The following is a 15452-nucleotide window of genomic DNA, read 5'->3' on the forward strand; positions in this document are numbered from 1 at the left end:
GGGATATGAACGGAATCATGCGTATTTCAGCGATAGCTGTGGCTGTCGTCATGGCTTTGATGGCATCGGCCCTCATCCAAGCGGATGATTCCGATGCATACACCAACACCTACACATTGGAATACGAGGTAGGCCAGGACATCGACACGGATCTGACCGAGACCACCGGCAGGGAGGTATTGTTCCTTTACACCGGCTCCCTCCCCGACGGCCTTCGTCTGGACATGGACCAGGTCGAGAAGACGTGGTACGGTTGGAAGTACGAGACGCATCTCCGCGGATCCCTTTCGGCATCTGCGGGAACCTATTCCTTCGTACTTTCGGACGATTCCAACTTCTACAGATTCACCGTCCTGGTCTATGCCGGCGAATGCTCGGTGACCTATGATGCCGGCATCGGTTTGATAAATGGTAAGCAGACTTGGTCCGAGACCATTACCAAGGGATCGTACGCATCGATGCCCCAGGCATCCCATTCCAGCGGAGCATACAGCTTCAGGGGATGGGCGCTCTCGGTCACCGCCGCTGAACCCCTGATCTCCTACCAGCCGTCGAAGGACACCACTCTTTATGCCGTTTGGGACAGGAACACTGTCGGGATCTCCGATGCCACCGCGACGGTCACCAGTGGGCAGTCCGCAGAGCTGCCTTTGGCGACGGACCCTGAGGATGCCCTCATATCGATAGTATCCTACGGAGGCCTCTCCGAATACAACATCCGTATCGACGATCGTTCGCTGATGCTGGATATGACCGATGTTATGCCTGGAACCTACCAGATCCTTCTGGAGGCATCCTACACAGGGTACATCTCCGGCGAATCCACCGTCACGGTGAACGTCCCCATCACCATCGTCAAGCCCATAGAGTATGTGCTCAGCGAGGGGGATCTGTTCTCATACACCCCGGTGACTAATCCTACGAACGCCTCCATCTCGTTGGACCACGTCTCCCTGGACGGAAACTCAGTTCCTGAATTCGCAGGTCTGGCCGTCGAGGGGAGGACGATCAAAGGCGAACTGCAATCCACGGGGACCTACGCGATCACCTATACGGCATCGATGGAAGGTTATGTCGACGTTACCAACACGGTCTTCGTGAAGGTCAACCAGAGGCAGCCTTCCGCCCCGGCTCCGGTCATGGGATCCATAACAGCGACCCCAAGGGCATCCGAACCGAGGGTCTACGACTTCGTGGTATCGGGATACGCCAACGCGAGCAACATCATCTGGTCCTACGACGGGAAGGTGTTCTCCACCTCTTCACCGACGGCATTGTACGAATTCCCCGCATCAGGGGTGTTCACGGTAACTTGTACAATCGCAGGTCTCGACGGGTCATTCATATCAGACAGCATCGACATCATCTGCCTGGACAACTACCACAGGGATGCGGCCTGGTCGGGGATGGAGTATTCATATGTCCTTCCAGGCTCCGCAGACATCTCGGTCCAGAACGGCTCACCGTTCTCAGTGAAGACAGATACCGTTGATGGAAAGGAATACACCGTACTGTACGGGACTCCAACCATCCATGATGTCGGCAGCACCTTTGCGGTGAATGCCGGAGGGGAATCATGGTCCATCATTGTGTACGAATCTGAATCCGCAGCACCCGTAGCTGATTTCGATCTCCAGGTCGGATCCGACGGATATACCGTCGTAGCGCTGTTCAAGGGACAGAACGCATCGTTCTACACCTACGATTTCAACGGCGACGGCATCCCCGAAAAGGGCAACGGATTCACCTACTCCTCCAGCGGCAGGTACACCGTCGTATGCAAGGCGATCAACAACCTCTCGGAGACATCGTGCTCCAGGACGGTATCCATCGACCTCGCTCCATCGGAGAGGACGGATGTCCTCAGGCTGACAGATTTCGAGATGCTCCTTGGCGAGAAGCAGGACATCATCCTGTCCATCTCCGAGGGGGATATCGTCACGGTATCCGGTTCGGCCAAGGATTTCATCACCGTGAACGGCGGCATCCTGAGGGTCGAACCCACCTCCAAGGGCGTCTTCGATCTGACCGTGAAGATCCATCACGATAACGGCACATCCGATTCAAAGACCGTCAAGCTGACCGTCAGGGGAACGGAGATCGAGGATCTGGTGGAGGAGAAGCATGATTACATGGTCGTCATGGCCGTGTTCTTCATCATTTCGGTCACTGCGATAGCGGTCTTCGTCCTCAGGGACATCAGTCCTGCAGGTCCAGGGAATAAAGGGTCCGTCATCAGAAGGATCTCTGGCCTTTTTGGGAGGTTCCGCAGATGACCGAGGTCGTCGTGCCGATCACCACGGTATGGGATATCCTGGCCAACGCTCTGGACGATCCCGATTTCTGGATGATATCCGCTCTGGGCATGCTGACGATCTCCCTGATTATCAGACGCCGTATCGGAAGGAGGTGCTCGCCATGCCCCTGCCAGCGATAATCCCTGCGATAGCTTCGATGCTGGCCTGGGTGGGCATAGACCTGGGCATCTCATGGATCTTCCAGGATGGGACGGAAGTGGCCTACATCTCCGGTCTGGGATTTGCCGACTTCATCGGACTCTACTGGCTGCAGCTGCTCCTGTACCTTCTGCTGATCTGCTCCTCCATCTACCTCGCCATCCCCAAGCATAAGAACAACGGCTGGGAGGGCCGTGATAAAACCTCCTTGTAAACGAGTTGAAAAACATGTTCAGCACATCGAAAACGGCTGCCGTAATAGCTGTTATGGCCATGCTCTTCGCTGGTTCCTTCCTCCTAACGGACGGATCGGATGCCGTCGGAGAGGACCTCAGTTCGACATACGGCGAGCCTACCAACATCAACATCGCTCCGGGATACAGGTGGACCTATACACCTGAATTCCCCAGCGACCTCACACAGTACCTCACGGTATCCCTGAAGGTAAACGACACCAACGTCGGATCCGTCAGTGGGAAGACCGTCACCGTGAACATCCCGACCAACGCCTCTGTCGGCACGAAGTACAACGTGGTCATCCAGGCCAGCATGACTTCGCCTGTCGCTCAGACAGCCTACCAGTATGTAACGTTCACAGTGGTCAACGGATTGAACGTATCCGGAACGATAAACGACATCATCAAGGGCAGCAACATCGACTTCACCCCTACGGGAACATCCGACATGGGTGCTGTCGCTTGGGCGGTCACTTCCGGTAAGGCCCTTCCTGCCGGACTCTCTCTGAGCAACGGGAAGATCGTCGGTACACCGACGGAGATCGGTCTTCAGACTGTCTACCTGACAGCCACCGCCAACGGCCAGTCCAAGAATCTCGAGGTCAGCTTCACCGTATACTCGAAGATAGTCGGAGGCGAGGCCCAGACAATCAGATCCTACGACAGCAACGTATCATCCGATGCCATCGTCAACGGTTCGGACATCGGAGTCACCTGGGCGGTAACGTCGGGCACGCTTCCTGCAGGATTCACTCTGAATCCAAGCACAGGAGTCATCTTCGGTAAGTCGGCTGCTGTCCAGTCTTCTACCATTACCATCACGGGAACATCCGCCCATGGACCTTCCCAATCCGCAACGAAACAGATCACTATCCAGTCCGAGCCTGCTCTGACCCTGAGCTGCTCCGATTCCATCCTGACCTACAGGAACAACGCATCGGACGTATCCGCCACTATATCTTCCCCCGTGACGTCGGAGAAGACCTGGGTGGTATCAGAGTTCAGCGGAGCTTCCGTCACCGACGGTGTCCTGAAGGTTAAGAACTCCACAGCTGTCGGTATGGATCAGACCGTCACAGTGACCTGTACCACGGCCTATGGCCAGTCCAAGACCTGCAACGTCACGGTCAGTGTCGAAGATATCCTCGCGATTTCTGGGGATTCCGTCCTGAACCTCCTGGCCGGCACCGAGGGATCCACAACATCGTTCACAGTCACTGGAGGTTCCGACAACACGTTGGTAGCATCCACGGATGATGCAGGCTTGACCGTCCGCATCGCCGACGGGAAGCTCTATGCCATCGACAGCTCGGCCGAACAGGACCTAACAGCCACAGTGACCGTCACATCGGCAGCTGGCCAGACGGCTTCTGCTGAGGTCGGGATCAACGTCTATAACCAACTTGTCTTCAGCAGCGTCCCGACCGCAGGCGCGATCATCTATGCGGTGTGATAGCATGGACTTCAAGCACAAGCTCATGATTGTCTTCGTTTCGGCCATCCTGCTGGCTGTTGTAACGCACATCTTCCTCGATTCGGACGATTCCGATGCGGCTGATCTCGTAGAGGACGACCTCACCATAAATGTGGGCGAGACCAAGACTTTCTACTGGGTCGACGACCTCCATGAGGACTGGTGGGACCTGATCCAGGCGGCCGGTGGAAACTACTCATGCGGATTGGCCACAAGCACCACATGGGGGACTTGGGTCCAGTCTTCAAAATACGATCTGGAACCGAATGCCCAAGGTCTCGTACTTACTGCCAAATCCACATTGTCCCCGGGCAAATACTACATGCGTCTGGTCATCATGGACGAAGGAGGGGTGGATGAGCTGGAAGACCTCCTCTACGGTGTCACCGTAAAAGCGGCATCCACCACCAAGTACACCGTATCCTTCTCTGCGAGCCCATCTAGCTACGGTTCCGTCAGCAAGACCAGCGTTTCGGTGGCCTCGGGTACCACATACACGGCCAGCGGTAACAAGATCACGTTCAGCGACGGTCAGTCCGTGACGGCGACTCCGTCATCCGCCACATCGTCATACACATACTCGTTCTCCAAATGGTCCTCCACATCGGGAACGATTACATCGGCAAAGTCGATAACCGCCAGCTTCACCAGATCAGCCCAGGCCACCAACTACACCTGCTATCTGTATTACGATGCCAACAACGGATCCGGTGCTCCAAGCACCCAATCCTACACCGGCACCAGTACTAGCAGCCACAGCTTCACCGTATCGTCGACCCAGCCGACCAGATCCGGATACACCTTCCTCGGATGGTCCACTTCGAGCTCTGCGACTTCCGCTACCTACTCAGCAGGGGATTCTATCACCGTTTCTTACAACGGATCCAAGACCCTGTATGCGGTCTGGCAGCAGAACGTCACGAACTATCAGATCACCATCTACAAAGGAAATTGGGACAGCTTCAAGCTGCTCGGGGTTGACAACGACAAGGTCACCTCGAACAGCAAGACCTACACCATCGCTTCCGGAACCTCCATCGACGTCGATTGGTACGGGAAGGCGACGGAGAATGGTTCCGGATCCAATTACACATACACTACCACCTACTCTTCAAGCAACTACAACATGGCCTCGTCCCTCTACGGGACGAGCCTCGGAGATTCAGTCACCGTCACCAAGAAGGCCTCGTACTATCCTGCGGTCCAGATGACCTCGGAGACCGTGTACACATACAACTACACGATAAAGTACAACGCCAACGGCGGTTCCGGAGCCCCCTCCGATACCACGACCACCGACAGCTCTTCCACTAAGACCATCCAGCTCTCTTCTAAGACACCTATCAGATCGGGATATCAGTTCCTCGGATGGTCCAAGTCGAGCAATGCTGCTTCCCCAACCTATAGCGCGGGATCCTCGTATTCCTTCGATTACGGTACCACCCAGCTGTATGCGGTCTGGAAGCAGCTCACCATAACCGTCTCCGGTACTCCCGACCAGTACGCAATCGTAGGCAATTACTGGTCGTTCTCCCCAACGGTCAGCGTCAGCGGATGCTCCGTCTCCATTAGCGGGGCCTCCTGGCTTTCATCCACGGGAACCACGGTATCGGGAACACCCACCCAGACGGGGACCTACGACATTACCCTGACCTTCTCCAAGTCCGGATACACGTCTGCGACCAAGACCTTCACAGTCACTGTCATCTCGTCCCTCGAATTCACATCATCTCCCGCAGGAGGTGCGATCATCTATGCAATATGATATCAGAACAACAGCGATAATCATAGCCGCCGTCTTCATGGCGGTGCCCTTCGCTCTAAGCGAATCAGATGCCGATCAGGCATACGACAAGGACTACGGGGAGTTCTACTCCTACACCCTGCAGTTCGTATTCGACGGAGCCGAAGCCCAGACCATCGATTGGGATTTCGGCGACGGCTCCGAGCACAGCACGGAATGGAACCCCAGGCACACATATGCCGCAAAGGGAACATACTACGTAACCCAAACAACCAGCAACCCCAAGGGAACGACCGTTGAAGTCTACAAGGTGCAGATCATGGGATTCCCTGTGATCACCTTCGAGAGCAACGGAGGCTCCGCTGTCCCTCAGATAGAGCAGACAGCATACAACGTCACCGCTTCGAAGCCCATCGATCCCATCAAAGCGGATAGCACATTCGATGGTTGGTTCACCGATCAGGAGTTCACCAACCCCATGGATTGGGATGCTGGCGTCAATAGATCCATGACCCTCTACGCCAAATGGACCCCGGTCCAAACCCCTATCCAGACCTTCACCGTGACCTTCGACAGCAATGGGGGTTCCCCCGTCCAGCAGCAGACCGTCCAGTCCGGATCGGTCGCCACGGTTCCAGTCAAGCCCACGAAGGCGGGATTTGCCTTCTCTGAATGGAGGTTGAACGGCCAGCCCTATGATTTCGGAACATCCGTGACAGGCAACATCGTCCTCGTTGCAACATGGACAGAGAACACACAGCCCGTGATCTCCCACAATATCTCCTTTGATGTCGACGGCGGATCCATTCCCATGCAGTCCAGGATGGTCTCCAATGGAACATCGCTGACCCTCCCGTCCTATGATGGGACCAGGACAGGATTCACATTCGGCGGCTGGACCTACAGCAACGTCACCTACCAGCCGGGCAACACTGTTGTCGTGACAGGCGACATGACCTTCAAGGCCATCTGGACCTCGAATCTCCCTGTTCCGACCGACGAGGATGTCACCGTCTCCTTCGATGTGGCCGGAGGATCCTCCTCGGTATCCTCCGTGACAGTGAAATCCGGGACTTCCGTAACGCTTCCCGATTACAGCGGAAGCAGGGAAGGCCACAGTTTCGGAGGATGGGCCATCGGAATGCTGACCTACCAGCCCGGTTCCTCGGTCACCGTATCAGGCGACATCACGGCCAAGGCCATCTGGATCCAGGATTCCGAAGGACAGGATAAGGAGAAAGAAGATTCCTTCCTGACCGACCCCGTGGTCATCGTGATCGTCATCGCGTTGATCATAGGTATCGTAGTCCTGGTGGCAAGGGCCTGTTCGAGGAGGTTCTGACCATGTCGGCCTGGAGCGGTCTTGCCAAAGGATTGTCCAAGCTCCTGGGTGGAGGCACGTCCAAAGCTGCCGTGGCAGCATCCGAGGCTGTCCAGGCCGGCACCCGGACCGTCATCACCTGGGGGAACGCCTTCAGGGTGGCCGTCGCCGGAGGATTCACCTTCCTGTTCCTCAACGGGGGTGCCTCCAACGTGGTGGCGTCAACATTAGGGATAGGCCAGGATGCGGCGCAGATACTAATCATCTTCGGTTTCATCGTTCTGATGATATTGGTCACGAGGCTGATCGTCAACTATGTCAGGCGCAGATTCCACATCGACAGCGAGTACTTCGACATCCCGGTGGTCAGGAACATCGGCAGATACCAATGGAATCCGGACTAGGGGATCTGGGAGAGGGTAAGATGAAGCTCAGGTTCTGGATCCCCATGCTCGCAGGAATTCTCAATGCGAGTTTCATCATGGATCTCTTGGTCACTTTGGCCTCGGGTGAATCCCTGGGAAGCCTGCTGAGCGATGCCACCGGAAATACAGTTGCGAAGACGATCATCGACAACATCCCCACGGACCCCACGGTCTTCTGGATGATGTCCGGGTTCATCCTGTTCTTCGTATGCGCCATAGAATGCATCGTGATCTACATCGCATTCTATTCCGACGTTTCCGAATGCAGCAGGAACGTATCCATAAATCCTAAGATCGGAAGCCCTAACGGAAAGCTCTGGGGAGGTCGTTGACATGGACATCCTTCGTATGGCAGTAGGCGTAATCCTGTTCGCCGCATCGTCATGGCTCTCCCCGTTCATCTCCGAATCCTTCGGGATACCCGAGACCCTCGCCTTCCTGTCGGTGGGCGGCATCCTCTCCTTCGCCGGAGGGATCATCTTCTATTCGGGGGTGAGATCGTGCACATACTCGTACCGATCGTGATGGTCTTGATAGCGATGTCCTTCTTCCGCTGGGCGTTCTCGATGAGGAAGTCCATGATGGATCTGGAGGTCTGTGATGTATGCCGATGACGCCCAGATGGGTCCGCGTCAGCCAGGCCCCGAGGATCTGGCGGTACAGCCGGAGATATCGGAACCGATCCAGAGACCGATCTACGTCAGAAGGAGCAATCTCCGCCTCATCGCCTTCAGGATCGTTGCTCTGGCAGCTTTGGTAGCGACCGCATCGGCGGCATGCTACTTCGTCTTCGGTCCTGAGGCGATAATCTGGTTCCTCGGAGAATCCTGGCCGATACTGATCGCACCGTTCGCAGGATTCGCCCTGGGATGGTACGCGGCCAAGACGATGTATCACCCTTACGGATACTACGTCGTCTGCCTCACGCCTGAAACCCACAGTATCCGTGTCGTGTTCGTTCCCGACCAGGTGTACAAGCTGTTCAACCAGTCTGGGAACAACGTCCTCTACCACACCGGTATGGGAGCTCCGGCATACATCGCCAGGGAGATCGACACAGATGAGGGGTACATTGTGTACAGCTGGATCCACGAGAGGGATGCTCTTGTCGTCATGACAAGAGAGGAGGCCTTCATCAACTGGAGACAGGCCGCAGAGGACATCCTCAGGGAGAACTCACAGATCCTGGACATCCCGTACATCATAGGCCTCGGTTACACCAGGTCGGCCCTCAGAAGGGTGGTAGACGGTTTCGCCAGCGTCCTCGGTATGCAGGACAGGGACTTCTCCAAGGACACATCGGTGGAATCCCCGGAGGACAGGGAGGCAAGCAATGAGCAGAGCGATTGATTACATCAAGGGCATGGAGCACGGCCTGATCATAGCGGTCGGTAGCGGGAAGCAGGGCAAATCCTGCTCCCTCCACTCGCTGATCGCATTATGCTGGAAGGACCGTCCCGTGTACATGCTCGATCCCCTGGTCTACGACATCTCGATGTTCCCAGGATACCATAGGGTATCCGAGACCAAGCGCATCCCGGTAGGAGCTGTCGTCGTCATCGAGGATGTCAACAGGATCTTCCATTCCAGGGGATCCTCCAAGAACACGGACATCCAGGGTTGGTTGTCGATCATATCGCACAAGTCCAATGTCGTCTGCGTTACAACGCAGAACATGGCGGATACCGACGTAGCATTCGTCAGGTCGCAGGACTGCATCCTGATGAACAAGTACATGCACGACGAGGACCTGATGTTCGAGCGCCCGGAATTCAAGCTGGGCCAGGCGATGGCCAACCTTTGGATCGACAGGTCCGGGAAGGCCTATCCAAGAACGGACAGGAGGGCCTGGTGCTTCTTCCCCAGGTTCAACGAGTGCGTCGCCATTCCAAAGGTGGAATGGTGGACCTATCGCAACAGCCACATGCTCAGGGACGTGGTCATATGAGCATCCGTGTCACGTCGGATCCGGAGACGGACAGGCTGCTGTCGCTGAGAGTATCCTCCCAGGTGCCCCTTCCGCCGGAGATCTCCCTGGCCGATCCCAGGCGTTCGGCTCATTTCTTCAGGATGGCCACGTTCTTCGATGCTTACGGTCTCGGAGAGCACCCCATGGTCAGGCTCCTGAAGGACATGGAGCTGGAGACTATGATGTCCTCCGCGCTGTCAAGAGCGCAGCATCTGGACCGCGTAGCGCACTACAGCGCCTGGCTGGGGAACAGCCCGGTGAGGATTGAGAACCTCGCCGAGGAGGGGATGGCTCAAAGGCCCCGCAGGGGCTGGTTCCCGAAGGGCGGAGGCGTAGCCGACGCCGCAGGCGGTCACGGAACCCCGCCCTCATCCCCCTGATGTCGCCCGCCGGAAGCGTGAGCAGACGGCGCGCACCCGGAGTGAGCCTTAGCGAGCGCAGGGTGCGGGCGACAAACAGGCCGTGCGGACGCCGGCGAGGGCGACAGCCCCGGCGGACGCCGGCCGCCTTCCCACCGGCGACACAGTCGCCGTTTACATCCCCTCCGAGGGGATATTCACATTCAATGACACGCAGGTAAGGGGATACCTGCTCACCTAAATCCCCATACAGTGAAATGAGATCCATCGAAAGCTATGATTCCAGGGCAGAACAGCTCAGGCTGAACTCCATCGAGGCCCATTTCACTCAGGCATACAGGGCAGGCCTCGCAGAGCAGGCCGCTCTTGCTTCTCATCCGGTAGTGAAATATGTCAAGACCCTCCCCGTGGAGGATGCAACGTATCCTGCCATAGAGTACCTTATAGTTGCGAAGCAGATAGGAAGGCCCGTCCAGGAGGTGTATTCGCTCGTCAGGAGGGGGATAACCTCGTTCAAGGACAGACAGGGCAATACGGTCTTTTTCAGGAGGCAGCATCATAACTACATCCACTGGACCATGCCCGGCAGGGATCTGGACCGTCCGAAGGTCAAGGGATGCGGCATCATCCATGCGAAGACCGGAGGTCTCGTCATCAACGCATGTCCTAACGATCCGGAACATTTCGCCAAAGCGAAGAGAAGGCATTGCTGGAGCATGCACTGTCCTGAGTGCATGAACGATACCGCCCTTAGGCAGGGTGTGGAATTGGAGCTCAGGCTCAAGGCTTACAAGATGCTGATGCGTAAGCAGGGTATCGACGTAGGGAGGATAGGGCATTGGGTGATCTCCCCTCCACAGGATCTGATGAAATCCTGGATGCAGACCAAGGAGGATTTCTCCAAGGTGGTGAAGTACATCGAGCTGTCCCTCCAGGATATCGGAGCTTTATCAGGAGAAACGATATTCCACCCCTGGAGGATGAACAACGGAAAATGGGAATTATCACCGCATTTCCATAATATCTGCTATGGATGGCTTGACACCGACAAGTTCCTGAAGGAGAATCCAGGATGGATAATCAAGAAGATCCATTCCCACGAGGGTGTCCACAGCATCAGGCATACTGCTGCGTACCTGTACACCCACATGGGCCTCGGACTTGCCGATAAGGATCCAGAGGACGTCGATTGGACCGAGGACATCCTGAACTACATGATCCCCGGCATCAAATCTCCCAAGGCCAGGTACTCGGAGCAGGACTACGAGGAGCAGTTCTTCGGAAAGGGCCGCATGTCCGGGGACATCGACATCGACTGGGAGGACTGGACACAGCAAAGGCTGATGGCCAAGCTCAGAGCAAGACAGTGGGGAGGCATCTCCAAGAACAAGATCAGACTCATAGGTTATGATAGACAATATAAGATCAGGGTCTGCAAGGAATGCGGCGAGATCATCAGGACTTACGAAGGGGATGACGATACCATCGGTTCTTACGTAAGATACATCCAGGACAATCCGGTCCTGTGCTTGGCGCACCAGTTCGATCTGGCCCAATCGTCGTACCTGAGATACAAGGACGACCTCAGATCCGCAAAGCTCACAATTACGGACTTTGCCAAGTTCACACCATTCGCAGTTTCATCCCTGGAGTTCATGCCCCAGAACAAGGATCTCGTCATGGGTGGCCCGTTCGCTGAACCCGATGAGTACTTCCTCAGCAGGCAGAGGGCAGCATACGGTGAGGATTCAATCGATCAGACTGAATCATCTTCTTTCCCTGCATGAAGCATCAGCGGACGCGCTCTTATTCTATCAATTAACAGTTATGTCGAGGTTTTCTAATGTATTGTGCATCATCTCTTCTTCTTTTATTTCATCCATTTTTAGTTTGCCAATGGTCTAAACTGATTGTTCTTGTCGATATTTTATTATTCAATCATCTTCTTACTTGTTAGTATGAAGGCTTGTCCTCATTGTAATGCTCAGCTGAAAGATGATTTACTTTTTTGTACCAAATGCGGTACTAAATTATCTTCAGAACCACTTACTACGCAGGACAACACCAAAGATCCTTTTCAAGAGATGAAGTGCCCTTCTTGTGAAATCATCTTTACAGATGGCTCGTTATTTTGTAATAAATGTGGAACTAAACTTGAAGTTGTTCCTAGACAGCAGCCGGATCCTGTTCTTTTGTATAAACAATGTCCTGGTTGTGAGAAAAAGTTCGAAGATGAGTCTCTCTTTTGTAATATGTGTGGGATAAAACTCGTGGAAGTGTATGACGGAGATTTGGTTTCCGATTCTAATATTATGTATTGTCCGGCTTGTAAAACCGAATACTCTGATGATTCTTTATTCTGCACCGTTTGTGGAAAGAGGTTGGAAGTTTTTCAAAAGAAATCAAGTGATTCTGATCAATCGTCTGACCTCTCTCAAGGTAACTTTGATAATTATTCATATCATTGTAGGGTTTGTGGTTGTTCGATCACTGAAGGCCAGGAGCGTTGTAGCCGGTGTAACACGTTCCTTTATCCGACAAATATTGTTAAGATTAAGATTTAATCTTCGGTGATGACATGGTTTTCTGTAAGAAGTGTGGTACCGAGATCGGTAATGGTGTAAAGTATTGTCCTAAATGCGGTACTATGGCCTCAGCCGATTCCGTTGTTGATATGAGTTCTTCAGTTTCTGAGACGAAAATTGATGCTCAAGTATTGCCTCCAGAACCTGTCGTTACTACTATAGCTTCAATATCTACATCCAATAAGAAGACAAATCGCCGGACGATTCTGGTTGTTATCTCTGTAGTTGCTGTTATTGCCATTGTTGCAGTATTATTCTTGATGCCGACAAAATATGAAATCGATTTATCTACCAATGGATCTGGTATGGTATATGGTTCGGGCTCTTATGAGTCTGGCGACATGATCACCATCAGAGCTGCTGGTACCAATGGCATGGAGTTTTACAAGTGGAGTGATGGTAACACCTCTGCAAGTCGTACGATATCCGTTGATGGCGATAAGAGTTTAGTTGCTTATTTTGCTTATTTTTATGATATATCTGTGAAGTCTAATTATTCGGACGGAGGGAGCATATCCGGTGGAGGGCATATTAAGCAGGGAGATTCAGTAACAATCAGAGCTGAACCCTCTTATGGTTATTATTTTTCTCACTGGATGAAGGATGGTTCTAGAGTTTCAAGTAATCCGTCTTACACATTTACGGCTAATTCTGATGCTACCTACGTAGCTGTTTTCGAGTTGCGGTCATTTACCATCCAAGCTTACTCGAGTAACTCAGGATGGGGCGAGTGCTCGGGCGGGGGTACATATTTATATAAGTCATCTGTGACTCTATATGCTAATTCATATTCTGGCTATGAATTTCTGGGATGGTATGATGGATCATCCTATCTTGGCAATCTACGTACCTACACCTTCAACGTGGAATCGGATGTAACCTTTACTGCCAAGTTCGGCATTATTCATGATGCTTCATTTTCTTTCGAAGCCTCTGCTTCTCTTGCACCTGTCACCCTGAGTATCAATTCGAAATATACGGTAGAATACAGCAATAGGTATGTTACCTTCATGGATGCTATGACCGGATCGACTCTCCTTACGTATAATGGTAGTTCCAATTCATCTCTTTCCACCAGCATCTCGTCAGGTACAGCGGTGAAAGTGGTCCAGAAGATAACCTATACAGACGGCTATACGGCATCATATACGGACACATATGTAGTCAATGAAAATGTTACTCATAAGTATTCATGGAAATATAACGTGGACAAATGGTATTCTTTTTTCACTGATTTCTTCAGTTTGAACAATTCATCGGATTCATTTACGTGGGACCTCAGTTTCAAGTGGTATTACAAATACTACTCTGATCCCATACCTCGCAATATCAACGGAGCTGCTGATAGGATCGATGACTTTGTAACCTCTGATGATTCCTGGATCAAGAGTTTGGCCAAATATTTGAATAATCAATCTTCATCGATGTCTGATATCGAGCGTGTCAATTATGTCCTGAAGTTCGTGCAGAGTTTCGAATATCAGTACGATAAGGACGGCAAGAATGTCCAGGATTATTGGAAATATCCTGCTGAGATCCTCTGGGAACAGAAGGGCGATTGTGAGGATCATGCCATCCTTTTTGCAACCCTAATGGAAGCCATGGGTTATGATGCTGTGCTCTATTACGTCTACTGTTATGACTCTTCTGGTAATTTTACCGCTGCCCATCTTGCTACAGGTGTCGCGGTTTCCGGTGCATCTGGAACTAGTACTACATTCCAGGGCAAGACCTATTACTATTGTGAGGCTACCTCAGATGCAGGCTCGAGAATCCATAATTGGGCGAATGTAGGTTATATTCCAACAGGTTATGTCATTCAAAGGACATATCAGGTAAGTTGAGGTAAACGCAGTATCTATTGAGGTCGTTCTCGAATGTCTTTGTTAAATACTGCGTTTACTATCTGACCTCATGGCCTTCTGTGGTAGATGTGGCACAAAGAACTCGGATGAGGATCTGTTCTGTAGACAATGTGGTTATTCACTTAAGGATGAGGACGAATCGTCGTCCGATTATACTAGAGATTATTCCACTCATCATTATGAATCTCCTAGATCTGATGATATAAACAATTCCTATCAAAGAGAGAATCCTCTAGGAGCTCAGCAAGATAAAGAACACCAATTCTATGATGCAGTGAAAGAAAGAATGTCTACAGGATCATATTCTACCAAGGATTCCAGGGGGGACACGATCATTGTCTCTAAAGTTACCAAAGAGGATCTTGATCGGAAACGTTATATGTCTTATCTTTTCCTGGCCATTGGCCTTATCGCTATGGCTTATGTCGGATTCATCCACAAGTTCCACATCTATATCTCTGGAGATGGCAAAAGCATCGATATCACAGAAGCTACGTTGTATGAACTAATATCCAAAGGGGTAACAGGTTTGGGGGATGTTATTCCTAACGAATTGTTGCTCATCATGTTCTTCGGATCGTTCCTTTTGGTCCTGTGTGGCTTTGCTCATTATGTACCTTCAGCCTTGGGTAGTCTTGTATTCTTTTTTATGGGGATGCTGATGACTGTTATGACCTATCCGATTAATCTATATATAGTCGAAGTTGCTCCTAAAATTGCTCTAATTGATCCAGAGACTGGGCCCATGTCTTTGTTGATCTATTTCTTGTTCTTCCTTGTTCCTGCTATCATTATCTCGATATCTGTTGAATTACTCTCTAAGGCTTCTAAGCCTATTAGGAATGTTGTATGAGTTCTTAGTTAGTTATGAATTATTCAGGTGATTATCGGTGATAGGATGAATATAATCTTCTGCAGAGAATGTGGGAATCCGATTAAAAATGATGAGTCGTTGGATCAGATTTATTGTAACAAATGTGGCGCGAAGAATGATGCTAAGTTTAGCGCCCTTAGATGC

The 15452-nt window shown here is 52.2% G+C and carries 15 protein-coding genes; all 15 read left to right on the forward strand.

Annotated elements, in window-relative coordinates; genetic code table 11:
- The first annotated feature begins 5 nt into the window (after positions 1 to 5).
- The 15 genes from E7Z62_02895 to E7Z62_02965 all read left to right on the forward strand — a co-directional run bounded on the left by E7Z62_02895 (position 6) and on the right by E7Z62_02965 (position 15287).
- Positions 6 to 2276, forward strand: coding sequence for a hypothetical protein (locus E7Z62_02895; GenBank protein MBE6522062.1), 2271 nt, complete (start codon positions 6 to 8; stop codon positions 2274 to 2276).
- 142 nt (positions 2277 to 2418) lie between these two features.
- Positions 2419 to 2670: a hypothetical protein gene (locus E7Z62_02900; GenBank protein ID MBE6522063.1), complete on the forward strand. Its 252-nt coding sequence runs from the start codon at positions 2419 to 2421 to the stop codon at positions 2668 to 2670.
- A gap of 14 nt (positions 2671 to 2684) precedes the next feature.
- On the forward strand, positions 2685 to 4145 hold the full coding sequence (locus tag E7Z62_02905; GenBank protein ID MBE6522064.1) for a hypothetical protein: 1461 nt from the start codon (positions 2685 to 2687) through the stop codon (positions 4143 to 4145).
- Positions 4135 to 5931, forward strand: a complete 1797-nt coding sequence (locus E7Z62_02910) for a hypothetical protein (GenBank protein ID MBE6522065.1) — start codon at positions 4135 to 4137, stop codon at positions 5929 to 5931. Before E7Z62_02905 ends, E7Z62_02910 begins: the two co-directional genes overlap by 11 nt.
- Entirely contained in the window at positions 5921 to 7252 is a 1332-nt protein-coding gene (locus E7Z62_02915) for a PKD domain-containing protein (protein MBE6522066.1), read from the forward strand. The genes E7Z62_02910 and E7Z62_02915 overlap by 11 nt, the downstream gene beginning before the upstream one ends.
- Before the next feature lie 2 nt (positions 7253 to 7254).
- On the forward strand, positions 7255 to 7635 hold the full coding sequence (locus E7Z62_02920) for a hypothetical protein (GenBank protein MBE6522067.1): 381 nt from the start codon (positions 7255 to 7257) through the stop codon (positions 7633 to 7635).
- Complete coding sequence (locus E7Z62_02925) at positions 7620 to 7988, forward strand: hypothetical protein (GenBank protein ID MBE6522068.1); 369 nt, start codon at positions 7620 to 7622, stop codon at positions 7986 to 7988. Before E7Z62_02920 ends, E7Z62_02925 begins: the two co-directional genes overlap by 16 nt.
- Before the next feature lies 1 nt (position 7989).
- A complete protein-coding gene (locus E7Z62_02930) occupies positions 7990 to 8181 on the forward strand; it encodes a hypothetical protein (protein MBE6522069.1) in 192 nt (63 codons plus the stop codon).
- Between the two features lie 75 nt (positions 8182 to 8256).
- Positions 8257 to 9006, forward strand: a complete 750-nt coding sequence (locus E7Z62_02935; protein ID MBE6522070.1) for a hypothetical protein — start codon at positions 8257 to 8259, stop codon at positions 9004 to 9006.
- A complete protein-coding gene (locus E7Z62_02940) occupies positions 8990 to 9604 on the forward strand; it encodes a hypothetical protein (protein ID MBE6522071.1) in 615 nt (204 codons plus the stop codon). The genes E7Z62_02935 and E7Z62_02940 overlap by 17 nt, the downstream gene beginning before the upstream one ends.
- Positions 9601 to 10005 carry a hypothetical protein gene (locus E7Z62_02945; GenBank protein ID MBE6522072.1) on the forward strand — a complete coding sequence of 135 codons (405 nt, stop codon included), beginning with the start codon at positions 9601 to 9603 and terminating at the stop codon, positions 10003 to 10005. Before E7Z62_02940 ends, E7Z62_02945 begins: the two co-directional genes overlap by 4 nt.
- Before the next feature lie 236 nt (positions 10006 to 10241).
- Complete coding sequence (locus E7Z62_02950) at positions 10242 to 11771, forward strand: hypothetical protein (protein ID MBE6522073.1); 1530 nt, start codon at positions 10242 to 10244, stop codon at positions 11769 to 11771.
- Between the two features lie 171 nt (positions 11772 to 11942).
- A complete protein-coding gene (locus E7Z62_02955; GenBank protein MBE6522074.1) occupies positions 11943 to 12548 on the forward strand; it encodes a zinc-ribbon domain-containing protein in 606 nt (201 codons plus the stop codon).
- A 14-nt stretch (positions 12549 to 12562) separates the two neighbouring features.
- Positions 12563 to 14413 carry a zinc-ribbon domain-containing protein gene (locus tag E7Z62_02960; protein MBE6522075.1) on the forward strand — a complete coding sequence of 617 codons (1851 nt, stop codon included), beginning with the start codon at positions 12563 to 12565 and terminating at the stop codon, positions 14411 to 14413.
- Between the two features lie 70 nt (positions 14414 to 14483).
- A complete protein-coding gene (locus tag E7Z62_02965) occupies positions 14484 to 15287 on the forward strand; it encodes a zinc ribbon domain-containing protein (protein ID MBE6522076.1) in 804 nt (267 codons plus the stop codon).
- Positions 15288 to 15452: the final 165 nt, after the last annotated feature.

The organism is Thermoplasmata archaeon, from assembly GCA_015063285.1.
Classification (GTDB): Archaea; Thermoplasmatota; Thermoplasmata; order Methanomassiliicoccales; family Methanomethylophilaceae; genus Methanoprimaticola.